Source organism: Actinomadura sp. 9N215, assembly GCF_044326345.1.
GTDB lineage: Bacteria > Actinomycetota > Actinomycetes > Streptosporangiales > Streptosporangiaceae > Spirillospora.
Genome location: NZ_JBIRBA010000011.1, coordinates 103,132 through 124,524, shown reverse-complemented (window position 1 = coordinate 124,524; position 21,393 = coordinate 103,132). Strand labels below are relative to the sequence as shown.

16 protein-coding genes are annotated in these 21,393 nt (G+C 74.4%); 6 read left to right on the top strand and 10 right to left on the bottom strand.

Annotated elements, in window-relative coordinates; genetic code table 11:
- Positions 1-114 precede the first annotated feature (114 nt).
- The 3 genes from ACH34T_RS19885 to ACH34T_RS19875 are packed head-to-tail and all read right to left on the bottom strand — an operon-like array spanning position 115 to position 3,555.
- Positions 115-489: a DUF742 domain-containing protein gene (locus tag ACH34T_RS19885; protein WP_395993659.1), complete on the bottom strand. Its 375-nt coding sequence runs from the start codon at positions 487-489 to the stop codon at positions 115-117.
- Positions 490-496: 7 nt separating this feature from the next.
- The gene (locus tag ACH34T_RS19880; RefSeq protein ID WP_395993658.1) at positions 497-940 is read right to left on the bottom strand and encodes a roadblock/LC7 domain-containing protein; all 444 of its coding nucleotides are present in this window, start codon (positions 938-940) and stop codon (positions 497-499) included.
- Positions 937-3,555 carry a nitrate- and nitrite sensing domain-containing protein gene (locus tag ACH34T_RS19875; protein WP_395993657.1) on the bottom strand — a complete coding sequence of 873 codons (2,619 nt, stop codon included), beginning with the start codon at positions 3,553-3,555 and terminating at the stop codon, positions 937-939. Before ACH34T_RS19875 ends, ACH34T_RS19880 begins: the two co-directional genes overlap by 4 nt.
- Positions 3,556-3,814: 259 nt before the next feature.
- On the opposite strand from ACH34T_RS19875, the gene ACH34T_RS19870 reads away from it, so the two are divergent.
- From ACH34T_RS19870 to ACH34T_RS19860, 3 genes are all read left to right on the top strand, one after another.
- Positions 3,815-5,326: a M20/M25/M40 family metallo-hydrolase gene (locus tag ACH34T_RS19870; protein WP_395993656.1), complete on the top strand. Its 1,512-nt coding sequence runs from the start codon at positions 3,815-3,817 to the stop codon at positions 5,324-5,326.
- Positions 5,327-5,405: 79 nt separating this feature from the next.
- Positions 5,406-8,111 carry a DNA polymerase I gene (gene polA, locus ACH34T_RS19865; RefSeq protein ID WP_395993655.1) on the top strand — a complete coding sequence of 902 codons (2,706 nt, stop codon included), beginning with the start codon at positions 5,406-5,408 and terminating at the stop codon, positions 8,109-8,111.
- Positions 8,112-8,159: 48 nt separating this feature from the next.
- A complete protein-coding gene (locus tag ACH34T_RS19860; RefSeq protein ID WP_395993654.1) occupies positions 8,160-8,678 on the top strand; it encodes an inorganic diphosphatase in 519 nt (172 codons plus the stop codon).
- On the opposite strand, the gene ACH34T_RS19855 is transcribed toward ACH34T_RS19860, so the two are convergent.
- Genes ACH34T_RS19855 through ACH34T_RS19835 form a run of 5 tightly spaced genes read right to left on the bottom strand, consistent with a single transcriptional unit; the run spans position 8,608 to position 12,536 of the window.
- Complete coding sequence (locus ACH34T_RS19855; protein WP_395993653.1) at positions 8,608-8,952, bottom strand: hypothetical protein; 345 nt, start codon at positions 8,950-8,952, stop codon at positions 8,608-8,610. The genes ACH34T_RS19860 and ACH34T_RS19855 overlap by 71 nt on opposite strands.
- Positions 8,949-10,274 carry a DUF58 domain-containing protein gene (locus tag ACH34T_RS19850; RefSeq protein WP_395993652.1) on the bottom strand — a complete coding sequence of 442 codons (1,326 nt, stop codon included), beginning with the start codon at positions 10,272-10,274 and terminating at the stop codon, positions 8,949-8,951. Before ACH34T_RS19850 ends, ACH34T_RS19855 begins: the two co-directional genes overlap by 4 nt.
- Entirely contained in the window at positions 10,271-11,254 is a 984-nt protein-coding gene (locus ACH34T_RS19845) for an AAA family ATPase (RefSeq protein WP_395993651.1), read from the bottom strand. The genes ACH34T_RS19850 and ACH34T_RS19845 overlap by 4 nt, the downstream gene beginning before the upstream one ends.
- On the bottom strand, positions 11,239-11,736 hold the full coding sequence (locus ACH34T_RS19840) for a hypothetical protein (RefSeq protein WP_395993650.1): 498 nt from the start codon (positions 11,734-11,736) through the stop codon (positions 11,239-11,241). Before ACH34T_RS19840 ends, ACH34T_RS19845 begins: the two co-directional genes overlap by 16 nt.
- A complete protein-coding gene (locus ACH34T_RS19835) occupies positions 11,733-12,536 on the bottom strand; it encodes a DUF4129 domain-containing protein (RefSeq protein ID WP_395993649.1) in 804 nt (267 codons plus the stop codon). Before ACH34T_RS19835 ends, ACH34T_RS19840 begins: the two co-directional genes overlap by 4 nt.
- Positions 12,537-12,679: 143 nt before the next feature.
- On the opposite strand from ACH34T_RS19835, the gene ACH34T_RS19830 reads away from it, so the two are divergent.
- The 3 genes from ACH34T_RS19830 to ACH34T_RS19820 all read left to right on the top strand — a co-directional run bounded on the left by ACH34T_RS19830 (position 12,680) and on the right by ACH34T_RS19820 (position 17,754).
- The gene (locus ACH34T_RS19830) at positions 12,680-14,242 is read left to right on the top strand and encodes an FAD-dependent monooxygenase (RefSeq protein ID WP_395993648.1); all 1,563 of its coding nucleotides are present in this window, start codon (positions 12,680-12,682) and stop codon (positions 14,240-14,242) included.
- Between the two features lie 29 nt (positions 14,243-14,271).
- Entirely contained in the window at positions 14,272-14,820 is a 549-nt protein-coding gene (locus ACH34T_RS19825; protein ID WP_395993647.1) for a carboxymuconolactone decarboxylase family protein, read from the top strand.
- Positions 14,821-14,907: 87 nt separating this feature from the next.
- Complete coding sequence (locus ACH34T_RS19820; protein ID WP_395993646.1) at positions 14,908-17,754, top strand: hypothetical protein; 2,847 nt, start codon at positions 14,908-14,910, stop codon at positions 17,752-17,754.
- A 32-nt stretch (positions 17,755-17,786) separates the two neighbouring features.
- On the opposite strand, the gene ACH34T_RS19815 is transcribed toward ACH34T_RS19820, so the two are convergent.
- A complete protein-coding gene (locus ACH34T_RS19815) occupies positions 17,787-19,481 on the bottom strand; it encodes an ArnT family glycosyltransferase (RefSeq protein WP_395993645.1) in 1,695 nt (564 codons plus the stop codon).
- A gap of 125 nt (positions 19,482-19,606) precedes the next feature.
- Positions 19,607-21,361, bottom strand: a complete 1,755-nt coding sequence (locus ACH34T_RS19810) for a sulfatase (RefSeq protein ID WP_395993644.1) — start codon at positions 21,359-21,361, stop codon at positions 19,607-19,609.
- Positions 21,362-21,393: the final 32 nt, after the last annotated feature.

Genomic DNA, 21,393 nt, shown 5'->3' with positions numbered 1-21,393 from the left:
GCGGGCTCGTTCCTGGGAGCGGGCTCCCACACCCCCCGGGGCTCGCCCGAAGTGCCGGCCGTGCTTTCTCTGGGGGCGGACCCCCAGACCCCCGGGACTTCGTCCGAGGCGCTGTCAAAGGCGGCGAAGTTCATCGAGCACTCTCATCAGGATTCGAGGGTCGGGGCGGTCGGGCTGCTCGGTGCGGGTCGTCTCCTCGATCAGTCCGTACTGGTGCAGGTCCTCCAGCAGGATCTGCACGACGCGGAACGGCAGGTCGATCTCCGAGGCCAGGTCGGCCGGCGTGGAAGGACGCCGGCACAGCTCCAGCAGCCGCCGCTGCTCGCGGGACAGCCACACCTGGTCGCCGGGGGTACGGCCGGTGGCGACGAGGATGGTCACCAGATCGATGACGATCCCCCGGGGGCGGGTGCGCCCCCGGGTCACCGCGTACGGCCGGACGATCGGGCCCGCGTCCTGCCCGACCCAGCGTTCTCTCGGAGTCTCCACGGCAGGCTCAGCCCGAGGCGCCCGAGCGGAGCGTCGGGTCCTGCGACTCGGCCGCGGCGCGCGGCGACGTCGCCAGGTGCCGCCGCACCCGCTTGATCAGCATGGTCGTCTCGTAGGCGACCAGCCCGGCGTTGCCGCCCGCGTCGCTCAGCACCGCGAGGCAGCTCCCGTTTCCGGCCGGCATGACGAAGAACAGCAGGCCGTCGAGCTCGACGACCGTCTGCCGCACCTGCTTGGCCTTGAAGTGCTCGCGGGCGCCGTTGGCGAGGCTGTGGAACCCCGACGACAGCGCCGCGAGGAACTCGGCGTCCTTGCGGGTGACGCCGCTCGACGCGCCCATGACCAGGCCGTCCCTGGACAGCAGGACCGCCTGATGGACCTCCCCGACCCGCTGCACCAGGTCTTCGAGCAGCCAGTCGAGCTCGCCGGATGCGTGGCCGTGCTGCGTCATCGTTCCCCCCATTCATCGCGTGGACCGGGATCGTCCGGTTCATCGTCGGCCACCCTGCCGCGCAACCACCCCGACTGTAGTGAGGACATCAGGGCGCGGCTGAACTCTGGACTCGGCTCGTCGAAGTCGTCGTCCGGCACGGCGACGTCGGCGGGCTCCGCGCGCTGGGGCGCGGGGCCCCTGCGCAACTGTGGGGCGAGGCTGCTCTGGCGCACGCGCCGCGGCAGCCTGCCGGTGACTTCGCTGGACTCCACCTCGGCCGGCTCCTCGTCCCCGGCGGGCTGGCGCGGCGGGCCTCCATGCGGCGGTGTCCGGTCGTACGGCGGTCTCTGGTCGTACGGCGGTGTCTGGTCGTACGGCGGTGTCTGGTCGTACGGCGGCGCGGCCTGGTCGAAGGACGCGGCGGGGCGCTCGAACTCGACGGTGGGCGGGTCGAGCGAGGGCGCCTGGTCGTACTGGGGCGCGGCCTGCTCGTACGGGGCGTCGTCGAACCACGGCGCGGGCGACGACACGATCGGCGGCGGTCCGGCGGGCGGCTCGTCCCGCGGGTCCTCCTGCGTCTCGTCCGGGCGCGGGCGGACGACCGAGCCGGTGATCGCCGGGCGGTCCGGGCGGCCGAGCCGCTGCGGTCCGTCGGCGGTCGCCATGGCGGTGACCATCGTGCGGGCCGTGCCCGGGATCGGGCCGCCGCGCGCCAGGTCGTCGTCCAGCGTCACCAGCGCGTGCGGGACGAGGACGACCGCCGTCGTGCCGCCGTACGCCGACGGCTGGAGCGACACCTTGACCCCGTGCCTGGCGGCCAGGCGCGCGACGACGAACAGCCCGAGGCGCTCGGTGTCGATCAGGTCGAACTCGCCGGCGCCTTCGAGCCGCAGGTTGAGCTCGTCCAGCTCGTCGGGGTGCAGGCCGATGCCGCGGTCGATGACCTCGACGGCGAGGCCGTTGGCGACGGTCTCGACCTTGACGGTCACCTCGGTGGTGGGCGGGGAGAACACCGCCGCGTTCTCGATCAGCTCGGCGAGCAGGTGGATGATGTCGGCGACGACGTCGCCGGTCACGGCGACCGACGAGGCGCCGGTGAGCTCCACCCGCGTGTAGTCCTCGATCTCGGCGACCGCGGCGCGGACGACGTCCTCCGCGGCGACCGGGTGGTCCCAGGCCCGGACGGTCGGCGACCCGGCGAGGATGACCAGGCCCTCGGCGTGCCGGCGCATGCGGGTGGTGAGGTGGTCGAGGCGGAACAGGTCGTCGAGCTCCTCGGGCCCCGCGGCGCGCCGCTCCATCTGGTCGAGCAGGCGGAGCTGGCGGTGCAGCAGCGACTGGCTCCGCCAGGACAGGTTGATGAAGACCCGGTTGATGCTCGCGCGCAGGTCGGACTCGGCGACGGCGGTGGCGACCGCGGTCCGCTGGACGGTGCCGAACGCCTCGCCGACCAGGGCGACCTCCTTCGTCCTTCCGGTCGTCGGGGCCGGCGACTCGGCCTCCACGTCCACCTGCTCGCCGCGGCGCAGCCGGGCCACGACCCGCGGCAGGCGCTCGTTGGCCAGCCGCTGCGCCGACTCCTGGAGCTCGCGCAGCTCGGCGCTGAGCCGCCGCGCGAACAGCAGCGACAGGACGACCGAGGCCACCACGCCCAGCAGCCCGACGACGCCGATCAGGAGGAACCCGAGCATGATCCGGCGTCCGGCGGGCTTGACGTCGTCGTCGCTCACCACGGTCTCCGCCTTCGCGGCGGCCTTCGACCACGCCGGTGTCAGCGCGTCGATCGTGGCGCGCCACTCGCCCGGGTCGGGGACGATGCCGTTGTTCACGACATTGTTCTCCAGCGTCGTATACGCAGTGAACTCCCCCGAGTTCGCAAGATCGTACATGATCTGGGCGATGTCGCCGGAGGCCTGCGCGCGGCCGAGCTCGAAGTACTGGATGCGGGCCTCGGACCAGGCGGCGAACGCCGCGCGGTCGGAGGTGCTCATCTGCCCGGCGTTCAGCGTGGACAGCAGCGCGTGCTCGCGCAGCATGAACTCGCGGGACCAGAAGTTGTGCAGCAGCGCGGTCGTGTGCAGGTAGACGGTCCGGTCGTCGATGCTCACCAGCGTGGTCAGCAGCCGGATCGTGATGTCGGCGACCTTGCTGTACCCGTCGATGGCGCCGAGCGGCGTGGTGCCGCCGATGCCGACCCGCTCCCGCAGCGTCACGAGGTGGTTGTAGGCGTCGCTGAGCTCGCGCACCCGCGTGGTCATCGTGTCGTCCATCGCGTCCCTGGTGCCGGACGACAGGGCCCGCTTGCGGAACGCGGCCACCGCGGCGTCGGTCCTGGCCACCTGTTCGCCGAACCGCTGCCGGTCGGCGACCTTGAACCGGTGCAGGAACCGGACGGCGGCCGCCCGCTCCTCCTGCAGCGTCTCGGTGACGGTCGTGGCCGGCACGGCGACGTTGTCGTACACGGTGGAGAAGTCGAACCGCTGGAGCGCGTTGGACACCGTGACGGCGGCCGGGATGCCCCACTGCACGAACAGCGCCGTGAGCGGCACCGCGAGGAGCAGGGCGATCCGGCGCCAGATCGGATACGTGCGCGACCGACCGTGCGACGCGCCTGCTGCCTCCGACTTCGACACTGGTTCACTCCCATGAAATTAATCGGCCATCACCGAAGCCCACGGAGCTTATAGACGCTGACGTGCGGAAAGCCAGAGGCGATACCGAATTCGGACAACTCTGGGCGTTTCAGTGTGCAGACGGCGACGTATCGCTTACTATCCGATTCCGGACGAGGCCGATGTCGGCCGCGATATGTGAGAGTTGCTGCTTGTTGTAGCGAAATGTCGCATGCAAAGCTTCGGCATGCTTCGTCCCCCCACCAACGGAGACCGAGTCATGCGCAGAGCCGCGCTAGCAACGCTCCTCGGGCTTTCGCTCGCCGCGACCACCCTGGCGGCGGCCCCGGCCCAGGCGGCGCCGAGTCAGGCCGATTTGGCCGCCCTCGTCACGCTCAAGAACGTCAGGCACCACCAAAACAACCTGCAGAAGATCTCGGACGCCAACGGCGGCAACCGCGCCGCCGGACTCCCCGGCAACGTGATCACTGTGAAGTACCTCGCGGACCAGCTCAAACGGGCCGGATACAGCCCGACGGTCCAGCAGTTCCAGTTCGATTTCTGGCAAGAGGTGTCCGAGCCGTCCTTCGCCCAGACCGCTCCCGGGCAGAAGACGTTCGAGCCGGGAACCGACTACCAGACCCTGCAGTACTCCGGGTCCGGCGACGTCACGGCCGCCGCGAGCCCGGTCGACCCCGGCGCGACCGGGGCGGGCAGCGGCTGCGAGGCCGACGACTTCGCGGGCTTCCCCAAGGGCCGCATCGCGCTGGTCCAGCGCGGCGGATGCTTCTTCTCCGTCAAGGCCGACAACGCCGTCGCCGCGGGTGCGGCGGCCGTCGTCATCTACCAGCTGCCCGACCAGCCGGGTCCCGTCGCGGGCACGCTCACGAAGCCGTACGGCGTCCCGGTGGTCGGCCCGACCAACGCCGTCGGGAAGGCGCTCGTCCAGCAGGCGCAGAACGGCGGCGTCACGCTGCACGTCAAGACCGCCACGTTCACCGAGAAGCGCCAGGCCGCCAACGTCATCGCCGAGACCGCGCGCGGCCGCGCCGACAACGTCGTGGTCGTCGGCGCGCACAACGACAGCGTCATCGAGGGCCCCGGCATCAACGACAACGGGTCCGGCACCGCGGCGCTGCTGGAGATGGCCAAGCAGATCAACAAGCTCGGGAACAAGCAGCTGCGCAACAAGGTGCGGTTCGCGTTCTGGGGCGCCGAGGAAGAGGGGCTGCTCGGCTCGCAGTACTACGTCGACAACCTCCCGCAGGCCGAGCGCGACAAGATCGCGCTCAACCTCAACTTCGACATGATCGGCTCGCCGAACTTCGTGCGGTTCGTCTACGACGGCGACAACAGCACGGGCGGCAGCTCCGTCCCGCCGCCCGCGGGGTCCGGCGCGATCGAGAAGGCGTTCGCCGACTACTTCGCGAGCAAGAAGCTGGCCTCCGACCAGTCGCCGTTCAACGGGCGGTCGGACTACAACGCCTTCATCACCGTGGGCATCCCCGCCGGGGGCCTGTTCACCGGCGCGGAGGGCATCAAGACGGCCGAGCAGGCCAAGGTGTACGGCGGCAAGGCCGGCGTGGCCTACGACCCGTGCTACCACTCGGTCTGCGACCGGTACGACAACGTCGACCTCACGGGCTTCGACCAGATGATCGACGGCACCGCAGCGATCACCCAGTTCTTCGCCCACAGCACCCTGACCGTCAACGGCAACGAGCTCGCCCGGCGGCACGCGCCCGCCAAGCCCGCCACGCCCGACCAGATCGGCCACTACGCGACCCGGTGACCCACCGGATCTGACCTGGGGGGCGCGCCCGCCGCTAGGGCGCGCCCCCTCGGCGCGGACAGGATGCCAGGATGTGACCATGTCGCACCGTCCTCCAGCCCCCACCCGCCACCATTCAAAGGACGAGCTGCGCTCGACAGACCGGCTGTGTCTGCTGCTCCTGGACGGTCACTCGCTGGCCTACCGGGCGTTCTATGCGCTGCCCGTCGAGAACTTCAGCACCACGGCGGGCCAGCCCACGAACGTGGTGTACGGGTTCGCCAACATGCTCGCCAACGCGCTGCGCGACGAGCGCCCGACGCACGCGGCCGTCGCGTTCGACGTGTCGCGCCGGACGTTCCGCACCGAGGCGTTCCCCGAGTACAAGGCGGGCCGGGCGAAGTCGCCGGACGAATTCGGCAGCCAGCTGGAGGTCCTGGACCGGTTCCTCGCCGCGATGAGCATGCCGGTGCTGCGGGCGCCCGGCTACGAGGCCGACGACGTCATCGCGTCCCTGACGGTCAAGGCCGAGGCGGACGGCCTCCAGGTCCTGATCATCACCGGTGACCGGGACGTGCTCCAGCTCGTCAGCGAGAACGTCACCGTCCTGTACTTCTACCGGACGGCCTCGGAGATGATCCGCTACACACCCGCCGCGGTGGCGGAGAAGTACGGGCTGACCCCGGCGCAGTACCCGGACTTCGCGGCGCTGCGCGGCGACCCGTCCGACAACCTGCCGAGCATCCCCGGCATCGGGGAGAAGACGGCGGCGAAGTGGGTCCGCGAGTTCGGCTCGCTCGCCGCGCTGCTGGACCGCGCGGACGAGGTGAAGGGCAAGGCGGGCGAGAAGCTGCGCGCGGCGGCGGACACCGTGCGGCTGAACCGGCGGCTGACCGAGCTCGTCCGCGACCTCGACCTGCCGGTCGGGCTGGACGACCTGCGGCGGCGGCCCTACGACCTGCCGGCGTTCACGTCCCTGCTGGACGAGCTGGAGTTCCGCAACGCCAGCCTCCGGCAGCGCCTCTTCGCCGCCGACCCGGGCGGCGGCCGCCCGCCGGAGGCCGCCGCGGCATCGGGAACAGCAGGGCCGGAGACGATCCAGGGACGCGAGCTGGAGCCGGGCGAGCTGGCGGGCTGGCTCCAGGCCCGCGCGACCGGGCTGACCGGGCTCGCCGCCGACTACACGTGGGTGCGCGGCGAGGGCGACATCACCCGGATCGCGCTCGCGACCGGCGGCGACCACGCCGCGTCGTTCGAGCCGTCCCGGCTCACCGAGGACGACGAGCGCGCGTTCGCTGGCTGGCTGGCCGACCCCGGCCGACCGAAGGCGCTGCACGACGTGAAGTCGCTGCTGCGAGTCTTGGGCGAGCGCGGCTGGAGCCTCGACGGCGTCGCCACCGACACCGCGATGGCCGCGTACCTGCTCCTGCCCGGCCTCGCCGCCTACGGCATCGCCGACCTCGCCGGACGGCATCTGGGGCGCCGTCCCTCCGGTGAGGGCGCGGCGGGGCTGATGCTGAACGCCCGCGCCGTCCTCGACCTGGCCGGGAAGTTCGCCGCGGACCTCGCGTCCACCGGCATGGACGAGGTGCTGCGCGACGTCGAGCTGCCGCTGTCCGGCGTGCTGGCCCGCGCGGAGCGTGCGGGCGTCCACGTCGACGCGGGCCTGCTGGACGAGCTGGAGAAGCACTTCGCCGCCGCGATGGAGCGCGCCGCCGCCGACGCCGCCGGCATCGCCGGGCACCCGTTCAACCCGGGCTCGACGAAGCAGCTCCAGGAGGTGCTGTTCGACGAGCTGGGGCTGCCGAAGACCAAGAAGATCAAGTCCGGTCACTCCACCGACGTGGACGCGCTGACCTGGCTCGCCGCCCAGACCGACAACGGCCTCCCGGAGATCCTGCTGCGGCACCGCGACCAGGCGCGGCTGCGCACGACGGTGGCCGGGCTGATCAGGGAGATCGGCGCGGACGGCCGGATCCACACCACGTTCCAGCAGACGGTCGCGGCCACCGGGCGGCTGTCGTCCATCGAGCCGAACCTGCAGGTCATCCCCGTCCGGACGGAGGAGGGCCGCCGCATCCGCCGCGCGTTCGCGCCCGGCGACGGCTACGAGTCGCTGCTGACCGCCGACTACGGGCAGCTCGAACTGCGCGTCATGGCGCACCTGTCGCGGGACCCGACGTTACTGGCCGCGTTCGAGTCCGGCGAGGACCTGCACACCACGACGGCGGCGCAGGTGTTCCGGGTCGCGCCCGGCGCCGTCACCCCGGACATGCGCCGCAAGATCAAGGCGATGTCGTACGGCCTGGCCTACGGGCTGTCGGCGTTCGGGCTGGCGAAGCAGCTCGGCATCCCGATGGCGGAGGCGCGCCCGCTGATGGACGCCTACTTCGAGCGGCTCGGCGGCGTCCGCGACTACCTCGACCACGTCGTCGCCGAGGCCCGCGGCACCGGCTACACCCGCACGATCCTCGGCCGCCGCCGCTACCTGCCGCACCTGACCAGCGACAACCGGCAGCGCCGCGAGACCGCGGAGCGGATGGCGCTGAACGCGCCGGTGCAGGGCTCCGCCGCCGACATCGTCAAGATCGCGATGCTGCGGGTGGACGCGGCGCTGACCGCGGCCGGGCTGCGCAGCCGCCTGCTCCTCCAGGTCCACGACGAGATCGTCCTGGAGGTCGCGCCGGGGGAGCGGGACGCGGTGCGGGAGATCGTCCACGACGGCATGACCACCGCCTATCCGCTGATCGTGGGCCTGGACGTCGCCATCGGAGCCGGGCCAGACTGGGACGCCGCCGCCCACTGACGATCAAGCCCGCCCCCGCCGGGTAGGGCACTCCCGGGGAGGGAACGGATGGACATCGACATGATCGTCGAGATCCCGCGCGGATCTCGCAACAAGTACGAGATGGACCACCGGCTCGGCCGCATCAGGCTGGACCGGATGCTGTTCACGTCGACGCAGTACCCGGTCGACTACGGCTACATCCCGGACACGCTCGCCGAGGACGGCGACCCGCTGGACGTCATGGTCCTGCTGGAGGAGCCCACGTTCCCCGGCTGCGAGATCACCGTCCGCAGCGTCGGGGTGTTCTGGATGCACGACGAGGGCGGCCCCGACGCCAAGATCCTCAGCGTGCCGGCGCGGGACGTCCGCTACGCCGCGATCCGCGACCTGCGGGACGTGCACGACTACGTCCTCGACGAGATCGCCCACTTCTTCGACATCTACAAGAGCCTGGAGCCGGGCAAGGGCACCGACGTGCGGGGCTGGCAGGACAAGGGGGTCGCCGAGCGGACGATCACCGAGGCCGCCGAGCGCGCCCGGAGTGCGTCGGCCGGCCAGAGTACGTCAGCCAGTACGCCGCGATGAGCGCCGCCAGCCCGGCGACCACGGCGAGGGCGCTGGACGCGGCGGGCAGCACGAGCACGGCCGCGACGAGCGCGGTGCAGGAACCGGCGGCGATCAGCGGCGGGAGGTAGCGGCCCGCGCCGCCGTACGCGCCGGAGGAGTCCGCGAGCAGCAGCAGCGCCGTGACCAGCAGCCCGACGACGGCCGCCGCCGGGACGCCCGGGTCCCAGGCCGCGCAGGCCAGCACGGCGGCCAGCGCGAACACCGTCGTCGCCCCGGGCCGGAGCGGGTTCACGAGTGCCTCCCCGAGATCCGGTGCCCGAACGACCCGACGACGACGTCCAGCGAGTCCTCGGGCGTCCACGGCACCACGGGCACGCCGAGGTCGGCGAGCCCGGCCCGCAGCGCCCGGCGGTCGAGCCGCCACAGCCGCAGGGACAGCTCCAGGTACTCCTCGCGGCCGCCGCCCGGCGGCTCCCGGTCGAGGGTGTCGACCACGACGACGGGCGTGCCGCGGCGGCGGAGGTCCTGGACGGTGCGCACCGCCCGGTCGTCCAGCAGCGGCGAGAACACGATCACCAGCGCGCCGGGCGGCAGCGCGGACCGCGGCGCCCGGCGGAGGTCGCCCGCCAGGTCGGAGCCGAGGTCGGCGCCGAGGCTGCGGGCGTCCATGACGGCCTCGGCGAGCCGGTAGAAGTGGTGCTCGCCCTGGCCGGGCGCGAGCCAGCGCAGCTCGCCGCCGAACACGACGATCCCGACGCGGTCGGCGCCGCGCAGGTAGGCCGTCGCGACCGCCGCCGCCCCCCGCACCGCGCGGTCGAGCAGCGTCTGGCGCGAGCGGAGCTCGTCCTTTGATTGGCGGTGGGTGGGGGCTGGAGGACGGTCGGGGTCGCCGAGGTCGGTGTAGGCGTCCAGGGCGAGGACGATCTCGGCCTGCCGCTGGTCGGCCCGCGTCGTGACGTGCAGCCGTCCGCGCAGCCCGCTGGCCTTCCAGTTCACGTCCCGCGCCCGGTCGCCCGGCAGGTAGGGGCGGATGCCCGCGAACTCCATCCCGGACCCGGCGGCGCGGGCGACGTGGTCGCCGAGCCGCCGCGGCAGGTCCAGCGGGACGAGCCTGGGCCGGACGGGCGGCCCGGCGGGATAGACGCTGATGTCGCCGAGCGACAGCGCCGCCAGGGCCCGCGCGACGCGGTAGCGGCTGCGGCAGTCGACGACCACGCGGGGCAGCCGGTGGCGGCCCCAGTATCCGGGACGTAGGACGAACGTGGCCCGCGCGGTCCCGGCGGCGTGGTCCTCGACGTAGGCGGTGACGTCGACGCCGAACGCCGGCGCATGGTCGAGGCGGAGTGCGATCTCGTCCACCGGGCCGCCGGCGTCGGCGGTGACGGTGATTTCGAGGGCGTCGCCCTCGAAGCACCGCCGGGGGCATTCCGTCGTCCGCAGGGTGACGGTCCCCGGGCGCCGCGCCGCTAGACCGGCGGCCAGCACCCCGACCGGCGGGGCGGCCAGGAGCAGCAGGTTCGGGCGGGCCAGCAGCAGCGCCGCCAGGCCCGCCAGCACCGCGAGCGTGGCCAGGCCGTTCGCCACCGGCGCGGGCCGCCAGGTCAGCTCGCTCACGCCGGCTGGTCCGCGGCGCGCGGCACCGGGACCTGGCCGAGGATCTCGGTGACCAGGGACTCGCCGCTGACCTGCCGGACCCACATCTCCGGCTGCAGCACGAGCCGGTGCGCGAGACCCGGGACCGCGACGGCCTTCACGTCCTCCGGCAGCACGTGGTCGCGGTCAGCGAGCAGCGCGTGCGCCCGCGCGAGCTGGACGACGCCGAGCGTCGCCCGCGAGCTCGCCCCGACCGTGATCTTGGCGTGTGCGCGCGTCGCCGCCGAGATCGCGACCGCGTACCGGACGATCGCCTCGTCGACGTGCACGCGCTCGACGCACTCGCGCATGGCGAGCACGTCGCCCGGCCCGGCCAGCGCGCGCAGGACGGGCGGCGCCGCGCCCCGCGACAGCCGCCGGGAGATCATCTCGCTCTCCTGGACGGCGTCGAGGTAGCCGAGCCGGATCCGCAGCGCGAACCGGTCGAGCTGCGCCTCCGGCAGCGGATAGGTGCCCTCGTACTCGATGGGGTTGTCGGTCGCCAGCACGATGAAGGGGCTGGGCAGGGGGCGGCTCTCGCCGTCCGCGCTGACCTGCCGCTCCTCCATGGCCTCCAGCAGCGCGGCCTGCGTCTTCGGCGGCGTCCGGTTGATCTCGTCCGCCAGCAGGAACTGCGTGAACACCGGGCCGGGCCGGAACACCACGTCCGAGGTGCGGGGGTCGTAGACGGCCGCGCCGGTCAGGTCGGCGGGCAGCATGTCCGGGGTGAACTGGACGCGCGCGAAGTCCAGCCCGAGGACGGCGGCGAACGTCCTGGCCAGCAGCGTCTTGCCGAGGCCCGGCAGGTCTTCGATCAGTACGTGGCCGGACGCGAGGATCCCCGTCATCACCTGCTCGACCGCGGCGCGCTTGCCGACGACGGCCTTCTCGACCTCGTCGAGCACGTCCCGGCAGCGCGCCGCCGCGGCGGCGGGCGAGTCGATGGTCAGTCGTCCGTCCACAGTTCCTCCAGTCGGTTCACGACGGTCCGCAGGTCGGCCAGTCCCGGGCCGGGCGCGGACGGGCCGCCGGAGCCGGGACGGCCGGGGTCGACGAGCGGCCACACGTCCTCGCCGACCAGCTCCCTGGCCCGCGCGGGCTCCCGGTGGACGTCGACGCCGTGCCGCTCGGCCAGCGCGGCGGCGACGAGCCGCACGAGCAGCGGCCGGGTCACCGAGTCGTAGTGCCGGGCGGACACCGGCGCCCACGACACCGCCTCGCGGACCCGGCGGTACGAGGGGTACTCGCGGAGCTCGTCTGGTTCGTCCCGCGTGCGGAGCGCGGCCGGACGGGACGGCGGCGCGGCCGGGATCCGCGCCAGGGCGGCGAGCAGCCCGAGGACCGCCAGCCCGGCGGCCAGCGCCAGCACGCCCGGCGTCCCGGCGACGATGTGGACGGCGGCGAGCCCGCACACGGCCGCCGCCACCAGCGCGGCGGCCCTCATGCCCGGCTCCGCGCGCGCAGCGACTCCAGCGCGGCCAGCGCCTCCGCCCGGTGCCGCTCGGTCACCGGGTGGACGCTGTAGCGGGCCTCGGTGAACAGGGCGGTCAGCGCGGTCGCGGCGTCCAGCCCGTCCAGGCCCGAGCCGGAGGCGCGCGCCAGCACCTCGGCCGGGGTGTCGCTGTCGAGCGGCGCGGCGCCCGCCTCCGCCAGGACGCCCTCCATCGCGGCGTAGCAGGCGATGACGGCGGCCCGGGGATCGCCGGTGGACCGGAGCGCCCGGCTCCCGGCGGCCGCCGCCTCCTCGAACCCGTCCGGCGGAGGCGGCGCGGCGGGTACCGGAAGCCTGCTCAGGCGGCGCCGGACGACCGTCCAGGCCACCAGCGCGATCACGGCGAGGGCGAGGACGGCCGCGACGACCGGCCAGCTGACCGTCCACGGGGCGGACGGCCGTCCCGGCTCCAGCTTCGGCTTCGGCTTCGGCACCTTCTCCGTCCTGGGGAGGGTGAACGCGATGCACATCACCGCGATCGGCAGTCCCACGACCAGGAGCACGAGACCGGCGTGCGGCCGGCGGACGGAGACCGGCTCACGGCGCCTGTGCAGGGCGGCGGCCACCAGCGCCGCCGCGACCGTCAGCAGCACCGCGAACGCGATCAGCGACGGCGTCGAGGGCCGGCGCACCGACAGGTCCGACCACAGGCCGGCGAGCCCGCGCACGCCGTACGCGCCCCCCGCGAGGAGGAGCGCCGCCGCGCCCGCCCTGCCGAACTCCCGCCGGGTCGGCGTGCGGTGGGGAGCCATACGTCATTGTGCGCACGCCCCCGCCCCGGCTTGATCGAACATGGCCGCCCCCGGCCATGAGCCGCCCGCGCGCCGGGCACGAATCGGCCCGTCCGGCGTGGACGCCTTTACGCGCGGCGGGCGGGCGGCGCACCATCTCAGACGTGAGCTCCTGGAGTGACGGCGAACCGGTCGTGATCGTCGGCGCCGGACCGGTCGGCCTGGTCACCGCGCTGCTGCTGGCCCGGCACGGCGTGCCTAGCGTGGTGCTGGAGGCGGCGGCGCGGCGCGACCCGTCCGGGTCCAAGGCGATCTGCTTCCAGCGGGACGTCCTCGACGTCCTCGACCGGGTCGGCTGCGCCGAGCCGATGATCGAACGCGGGGTGACGTGGACGACCGGCCGCACCTACTACCGCGGCGAGGAGCTGTTCTCCGTCACGTTCCCCGAGGCCGGGCGGAGCGCCGTGCCGCCGTGGATCAACGTCTCGCAGGCGGAGGTCGAGGCGTGGCTGCGCGACCTCGCCGACGCCGAGCCGCTCGCCGACGTCCGGTACGGGCGTCCCGTGTGCGGGCTCCACCATGACGGACGCGGCGTCGAGGTGGACGCGGGCGGGACCGTCCGCGGCAGCCACGCGGTCGGCGCGGACGGCGGGCACAGCGCCGTCCGGCGGATGCTCGGCATCGCCTTCCCCGGGCGCACGTTCGCCGACAAGTTCCTCATCTGCGACATCCGGGCGGAGCTGCCGTTCCCGAGCGAGCGGCGGTTCTTCTTCGACCCGGAGTGGAACCCCGGGCGGCAGGTCCTCCTCCACCAGTGCCCGGACGGGACGTGGCGCATCGACTGGCAGGTCCCCGCCGACCACGACCTCGACGCCGAACGCGCGTCCGGGGCGCTGGACGCCCGCATCCGGAAGATCGTCGGGGACGTCCCGTACGAGATCGTGTGGGCCAGCGTGTACCGGTTCCACGAGCGGCGGGCCGCGACGTTCGCGTCCGGCCGCGCGTTCCTCGCCGGGGACGCCGCCCACCTCTACGCGCCGTTCGGCGCGCGGGGCCTGAACTCGGGCGTCCAGGACGCGGAGAACCTCGCGTGGAAGCTCGCGTTCGTCCGGCGCGGCTGGGCGCCCGAGGGCCTGCTGCGCAGCTACGACGCCGAGCGGCGGGCGGCGGCGGGCGAGAACCTCCGCGTCACCACCCGGACGATGGAGTTCCTCGTCCCGCACACGCCCGCGCAGCGCGCCCGCCGCCAGGAGGCCCTCGAGACGGCCAGGACGGACCCCGCCGCCCGCACCACCATCGACTCGGGCCGCCTCGCCGAGCCGTACTGGTACCTGGACTCGCCGCTGACGACGCCGCCCGCCCGCCCCCTGGACGACTTCCCGCGCGAGCCGGGGGCCGTCCGACCGCCGGTGCCGGGCGTGATCTGCCCCGACGGCCCGTGCGTCGTCTCCGGCGAGCCCACTCGGCTGCGCCGCCTGCTCGGCACCGCGTTCGTCGTCCTGACCGCGAGGCGCCACGCCGCGGAATCACTTCCGACCGACGTCCCGCACCGCGTCCACGCGCTGGACGACATCGACGCCGAAGGCGTCCTGCGGTCGGCCCTGCACGCGGGACCGGACACCGTCCATGTCGTCCGCCCGGACGGCCATCTCGCCGCCGTGCTCCCGTCCTACGACCCCGAAGCCGTGACCCGCGCGCTCGACCGGGCCTGCGGGCACGTCGCGTAGTGAACGTCCCTACAGAGAGGCGGCCCCCCTTGGCGCACATCGAGTTGGACGACGCCGTTCCCGGGCTCCCGTCCCTGCTCCGGTTCCGGCCGGCAACGGCGGGCCCGCTCTGCGAGCTGGCAGAGACTCTCCTGCGGGGCCCGGGCCCGCTGAAGCGCGGTGAGCGGGAGCTGATCGCGGCGTACGTGTCGGAGCTGAACCGCTGCCGCTTCTGCGCCTCGACCCATGGGGCGTGCGCGGCCGCGCAGCTGCCCGGCGGCATGGCGCTTGTCCAGCAGGTGCACGCCGACTTGGACGCCGCGCCCGTCGGCGGACGGCTCCGCGCCCTCCTGGCGATCGCCGCCGCCGCCGCACGGGGCGGCAGGGAGGTCGGCGAGGCGCACGTCGGCGCGGCTCGCGCCGAGGGCGCCACCGACGTGGAGATCCACGACACCGTGCTCATCGCCGCCGCGTTCTGCATGTACAACCGGTACGTGGACGGCCTCGCCACCGGCCTCCCCGCCGACCCCGCCGCCTACGCCCGGGCGGCGGAGCGTCTCGTCGCACACGGATACACGGACCTGACCCGGCCCGGCTGAGCCCCGCGCCGGGCCGAGCCCCGCGCCGGGCCGGGCCCGCCGGAAACTCCGTTGGCCGCGGCCGTCCGGGCCTGGATGATGGTGCGGGTGAAGATCAGGCTCGCGGGCGGTGTCGTGGCCTCGGGTGTGTGCGCGTGGACGGCGCGGCCCGCGGGCCCCGTCAGGCTGCCGCCGGACGGCGCGGGCGGACGCCCCGGCGAGGCCGTCGCGCTCGGGCCGGACGGCGCCGCCGGCGAGGACGTCGCGCACGCCGTCGCGGAACTGGCGCGGCTCGTCGCGGCCGGGGGAGCGGTGGCGGCGGGCGCGGGCGTGGACCTCGGCGGCGGCTTCCGGTCCGCACGGCTGGACGGCGCGCGCGGCGACCAGCGCGACGCCGTCCTCGCGGCCCTGCGCGTCGTCGGCCTCGACGGCACGCACAAGCTAGGAGACCGCGCCGGGTTCCTGGTGGCGCTGTTCGGCCCGGCGGTGACGAAACGGGTCGGCTCTGCGGCCGGACGGGCCGTCGCCGAGGGCCGGTGGGCGGCGCTGCATCTGGCGGTCGCGGCCAGCGACGTCCTCGGGCCCGAGCAGCTGGAACGGGTCCTCGCGCTGGAGGCGGCCGAGGACGCCGGCGTCATCCCGGGCGGTCCGCCGTCCGTCCTCGCGGAGCATCTCCGGCAGGTGCTGCGGCCGGTGCCGCGGCCGCGCCGGCTCGACCTGATCCTGGACCTGTGGGCGCGGGTGCTGGAGCACCACGCGGGCGTCGCCAGGCGCGAGCGGCGGCTGGCGACGCAGAGCAGGCGCGACCGGGTGCCCGACCTGCGCAAGCGCCGCGACCATTTCGACGACGAGCTGATCCTGTCGCGGCTGCGGACCGAGCTCGGCGACGCGGAGCCGTCGCTCGCCGACGCCGCGCGCTGGACGCCGCACGAGTGGTACTGGCGCGACCGGCTCACGCGGATCCTCGACGACGCGCTCGGCGCCACCGCCCTGCTCCGCACCGCCGCGGCGGTCGCCGACCACGGCCTGGACGACGGGCTGGACCGCTCGGCCGCCGTCATCCGCACGGCGGAGGCGCAGGTGTACGACCTGTCCGCGACGTACTCGGCGCGCCGCGTTCCGGGCCTGACCGGGCTTCCGGCGCGTCCGGCCGCCTACGTGCGCGACCTCGCCCGCAAGCTGTCCGGCGACGCGCCGCGGGACGCCAGGTTCGCCGCCTACGTGCGGCCGCGCCTGGCCTGCGCCCGCGCCTTCGCGCTCGTGATCATCGAGGACGTCGCCCGCGTGATCCAGGACATGCGCTCGACGCGTGCCGAACTGTTCCGCCAGTGGGCGGCGGGCGGCCTGAGCGGATGGCGCGAAGGGGCCGGGTACGTCCGGCCGCCCGCCGAGTGGGCCGGCATCCCGCTGTGGATGGGGCCCCTGCTGGACGACGCCGCCCCACTGCACGAGCGGCTCGCACCCGGGCAGGACCCCGCGTCCGTCGAGAAGGTCGGCGACCTGCTGTGGTACGCGGACCTGATCGACGCCCTCGCCCAGCTGCACGGGCACGAGCTGGCCCGGGACGCGCTCGGCGCCGGGGAGCCGTGGTTCGAGCACGACCCGGAGCCGGCCGTCGAGCCGCTGGCGCCGCGCCTCGACTCGGTCACCCTCGCGGTGTCCGGCGCCGCGCAGCTCGTCGCGCTCGGCGGCGTCCCGCCGCGCGGCGCCCGCACCTGGACGGACCTCACCGGCGGGCTGATGGCGGGGACCGCGATCGCCGAGGCGCTGACCGGGGAGTTCGCCGTCCCGGCCGCGCTGCTGGAGCGGGACGGGACGGCCGTACCCGGCGCCGGCGTCCGGTTCAAGGTCGCGCGCGGCGCCCGCGACCTGTCCGAATGGTCGGACTACATGGGCAACTGCATCGCCGGGCCGTTCTACATCGACTACGCCAGGAACGGCCGCATCGGCCTCGCCGGCCTCTACGACAAGGACGGGCTGCTGGTCGCCAACGCCGAGTTGACCCCGCTGCGGCCCGCGGCCAGGGGATGGCGGGTCAGCGAGATCGCGGCGCGGTTTAACGACGATCCGGGCGAGGAGCTGGAGCGGCGGTTCCGCGAGTGGGTGGCCGCGATCCCCGGCCCCGCGAGGGCTGAGCCCGTCCGGACGCCCGAGGAGCTTCCGCCCGCCCGGCCCGCCCGGCGCCGCGCTGCGCCGCGCCTCGTCGAGGACGTGGGCCCGGTGCTCGGTCCGCTCGCGGAACGCGCCTGGCGGGAGGCCGGACCGGACGTCCGCGACGTCTTCGCCGCCGTCGCCGCCACCCCGCCGGACGCGGCGCTCGTCCGGCTGCGCCGCCTCGGCGGCGCGCAGCTGACCGGCGCTGTCCGGCGCGCGCTGGACAACGGCGCCGTCGACCTCGTCCGGCTGTGGGCGGCGACCGGGCACCGCCCGCTCGCCACGGCCCTCGACGCCCTGGACCCGGCGCTGCGCGACCGCTTCGACCAACTCCCGCTCCTGCTGGACGAGCCGCCGCTCCCGAAGGCGCTGCGCAGGCTCGTCAAGCTCCCCGCCGTCGCCGACGCCTACGCCTTCGACCTGGCGGGACGCCGGACGCGCCGGGCGATCGGGCTGCTGGCCGTCCAGGACGACCCGGCCGTCGCCCGCGCCGTCGCCCGGCGCACGACCGAGCCGCTGCTCTGCGCGCTCGCCGTCGCGGTCACGTGCGCGGCCCCCGGGATTGAGCTGGCGACCGTGACCGCCCCGCGGCGGGTCGGCGTCCCCGGCTACCCGGCCACCGCCCTCAAGGACGAGGACGGCCCGTGGCGGCGCGCCTTCCCCGCCGCCCGCGAGCTCGGCGCCGACACCACGCGCTTCTGGGTCGAGATCGCCGCGCACGGGCTGCGCGTCCCCGCGTCCTGGCTGCCGCCCGGCGGCTGGACGGCGCTCTGGGCCCGCGCCCACACCCGCCGCCGCTGACTCCGCCCGCCGCTGATTCCGCGCGCCGCCGATTACGGGCGGCGGAAGATGGTGATGGAGTGCCCGACCTCGTCGATCCGCTCGCTCGTCGCGATCAGCGGGGTCAGCCGCGGGTCCGACTTGGCGATCCAGCTGTCGGACAGCACCAGCAGCCCGTGCACCTGCCCCGGCGGCGCGACGCGCGGGTCGGACGCGTCGATGCCGTAGTAGGACGGGTCGCCGGCGCCCTTGTAGACGAGCCACACCGGCTCGCCCGGATACCGGTCGCGGAGGCGGTCGGCGAGGCGTCCGAGGTCCTGGCCCCAGTCGACGTTGGAGTCGTGCAGGCGCAGATGGGTCTTGGACGGCCCGCCGAACGCCTCGTTGGAGTACGGCAGGTAGAACGGGTACGTCCGCAGCGAGCTGACCGCGACGAACAGCAGCAGCGCCCCCGCGACGGCCGGCACCCACCGGCGGCGGAGCAGCGTCGTCCCGGCCGCCACGACGGCCAGGAACATCGGGATGAAGATGGCGTACCGGACGCCGAAGTTGCGGGAGCCGGTCGACGCGGCCGCCAGCAGCACGACCGCGGGCACGAGCAGGTACGGCGCGGCCGGACGGAGCCGCGGCACGGCCCACAGCGCGGCGACGCCCAGCGCCCACAGCGCGAGCATGCCCAGCGGCGTCTTCACCAGCAGCGCGGCCGGAAGGTAGTACCAGAGCGGGCCCCGGTAGGTCTGCCCGAACAGGAAGCCGGTCCAGTGCAGTCCCTCGAAGCGGAACTGGAGGCGCATGCCGTCCTGGAACGGCTCAGGGAACGGCATCAAGGCGATGGCGAGCCCGCGCAGCCCGCCTACGGGCGGCACGCCGGCGGGGGTCGTCCAGCGGAGCCGCGGGTCGACGGCCAAGTAAGTCGCCCACACCACCGCGACCGCGATCAGCGCGACACCGGCCGCCGACATGGCGCCGATCAGGACGGCCCGTCTCGCGCCTGACGGCCCCCGCGTCCGCCGCGACGCCGCCCATACCGACGCCGCCGCCAGTCCCATCAGCACCGGGACCGCCGGGAGCGCGCTCATCTTGGTGGCGAGCGCCGCGCCGAGCGCGGCCGCGGCGAGCGGCACGTACAGCGGACGCCGCCGCGCCCGCCACAGCAGCCACACCGCGGTCAGCAGGAACCCGGCCATCGGGACGTCGAGCGTGGCCAGCGACCCGTGCGCGATGACGTCGGGAGAGAAGGCGTACAGGGTGAGCGCCCCGAGCCCGCCGGCCGGGCCGGTGAGGTCGCGGGCGAAGGCGAACAGGACGAGCCCGAACGCCAGCGTCAGGACGATGACGGGCAGCCGGGCCGCCAGCATCAGCCGCCGCGCGTCGTTGCCCCAGTCGTACAGCACGTGCCGCCCGGCCGCGTACTGGTCGCCGCCGAAGCCGGCGTCCACGCGCGCTCCGGCGAGCACCGGCCCGGCGCCGATGATCAGCTTGCCGAGCGGCGGATGCTCGGCGTTGTACCGGAGGTCGTGCTCCTTGAGGTAGAACACGCCCGACGCCGCGTACACCGGCTCGTCGGTCGTCGGGCTCTGCGACCAGGCCGTGGAGAGCATCGCGGCGGCCATCTGCGCGAGCAGCGCCGCCACGGCCAGGACGACCAGCAGGCGGCGGCGGCGCCGCAGCGCCGCCCGGAACCGGTGCGCCGGCGCCTCGCCCGGAGGAGCCTGCGGGCGTCCCGGCTCGGCGGACAGCGAGGTCACTCCACCACCTTCACTTCACCCCGTCGTCGCAGGTCGGAGCCTGAATGATCGTTGTCACCCCTTCCCGCGTCGCGCACCGCCGAACCCGGCCGTCCGCGTGGGCCGCGCCGTCCGCGCCGACCGCGTCAGCGGCCGAACGCCGTCAGGAAACGGTCGCGGAAGGCGCTCATCGGCCAGACCGGGCCGTTCTTCGCCGGGCGGAGGCCGTCCGCCCAGCCCCAGCCGGAGACCCTGTCCAGGACGGCCCTGTCCTTGGCGACGATCGTGATCGGCACGTCGCGGCCCGCGTCCGGTCCCGTGACGAGCGGCGCGGGCTCATGGTCGCCGAGGAAGACGAGGACGAGGTCGTCGTCGCCGTAGGTCTCCACGTACGAGACGAGCGTGTTCAGCGTGTACTCGATCGACTTGCGGTACTCCGTGCGGACGCGTCCGCCGGTCGGCCACGGCGCGTCGTAGCCCTTGCCCACGCCGTTGAACACCGAGCCGTCGCCGACCTGGTCCCATCCGACGAGCCGCGGGATGGACGCCCACGGCGCGTGGCTCGACACCAGCGCCGTCTCCGCCATCACGGGCCCCCGGCCCTTCCGGTCGAGCTCAGCGCGTTGCAGGAACGACAGCGTGTACTGGTCGGGCATGGTGGCGAAGCTGAAGCGCGGCCCCCGGTACCCGAGGTTGCGGTTGTCGTAGACCTTGTCGTAGCCGAAGAACTCCCCTTCCGGCCAGGCCCGCGTGATGGCCGGCATGAGGGCGACCGTCCGGGAGTCCGCGCGGCGGAACGCCTGGTTGAGCGTGAACCGGTCGCTGCGGACGAGCGTCCGGTACCGCTGCGAGTTGTCGACCCACAGCCCCGACAGCAGGGTGGCGTGCGCCAGCCAGCTCCCGCCGCCCGCCGTCGGCGAGGTGAGCCAGCCGCTGCGCGCGGAGTACCCGGCGCCGCGGAGCCGCCGCGTCCCGGCGTCCAGGACCGCGCCGACCTGCGGCACGTACTGCGGGTTCTCGACGGCGGTGCGCCCGTAGCTCTCCACGAACGCCAGCAGGACGTCCTTGCCGCGCAGACCCGTCAGCAGCCCGGCGCCCGGAGTGTCGCGGAACGCGTCGACGGCGGCGGCCTTGGCGAACTCCTCCTTGTCGTTCAGGCTGTCGCGGACCTGCCGCGCGTGGTCGTAGGCGAGGACGGCGTCGCTCCGCGCCGCGACCGGCACCCCGTCGACGAGCTGCGCCCCGAGCGCCGCGCACACGACCCAGGTCACGCCGAGGACGGCCGCCGTCCCGGCCGCCGTCCGGTCGTGCCGGACGGCCACGCGGCTGAGCCGAAGCGCCGCCAACGCCATCAGCACGACCACGGCGACGATCAGCACGACCACCACGGCCACGGCGCCGATCGCCCCGGCCCGCCCGGCCGACCCCTCGACGAACTCCACGGCCGGACGGAGCAGCGGCCAGTCCAGCACCAGGTCGAACGGCCGGACCAGGACCGCGTCGAAGCCGATGTCCATGACCTTCAGCACGGTCAGCAATCCCAGCAGCGCGCCCGCCGCCAGGGCCGCGTACCGCCGCGCCCGCTCCGGCGCCGCGAGGACCAGGACGACCCCCACGATCCCCTCCACCGGGACGCGCACCAGCGCCGCCGGGGTCAGCCGGGCGAACTCGTCCGGCAGGACGAGCGCGACCAGCACGAACAGGAACGCCGCGACGGTGACGGCCCGTCCCGCGACGCGCCGCCACCTGCTCCGGCCGCCCGCCGGCGCGGCCGCCGCCTCGGCGCCCTCGTCCCGCTCCGCTTCTTCCCGCTCCGCGCGGCTGTCGGTGGTCAGCGCGTCCTCCCCAGCTCGGTCCCGGCCGCCGTCTCGGCCGTCGTTTCGGTCGCCGTCTCGCGACACCCACAGCACGTCCGTCCGGCGGCCGCCGGTTC

What these genes read in the sequence shown, in the direction of transcription:
- ACH34T_RS19835 (WP_395993649.1), bottom strand. Translation starts at nt 12,536, where the DNA reads ATGGCTCCCCACCGCACGCCGACCCGGCGGGAGTTCGGCAGGGCGGGC.
- ACH34T_RS19860 (WP_395993654.1), top strand. Translation starts at nt 8,160, where the DNA reads ATGGACATCGACATGATCGTCGAGATCCCGCGCGGATCTCGCAACAAG.
- ACH34T_RS19870 (WP_395993656.1), top strand. Translation starts at nt 3,815, where the DNA reads ATGCGCAGAGCCGCGCTAGCAACGCTCCTCGGGCTTTCGCTCGCCGCG.
- ACH34T_RS19880 (WP_395993658.1), bottom strand. Translation starts at nt 940, where the DNA reads ATGACGCAGCACGGCCACGCATCCGGCGAGCTCGACTGGCTGCTCGAA.
- ACH34T_RS19840 (WP_395993650.1), bottom strand. Translation starts at nt 11,736, where the DNA reads ATGAGGGCCGCCGCGCTGGTGGCGGCGGCCGTGTGCGGGCTCGCCGCC.
- polA (WP_395993655.1), top strand. Translation starts at nt 5,406, where the DNA reads ATGTCGCACCGTCCTCCAGCCCCCACCCGCCACCATTCAAAGGACGAG.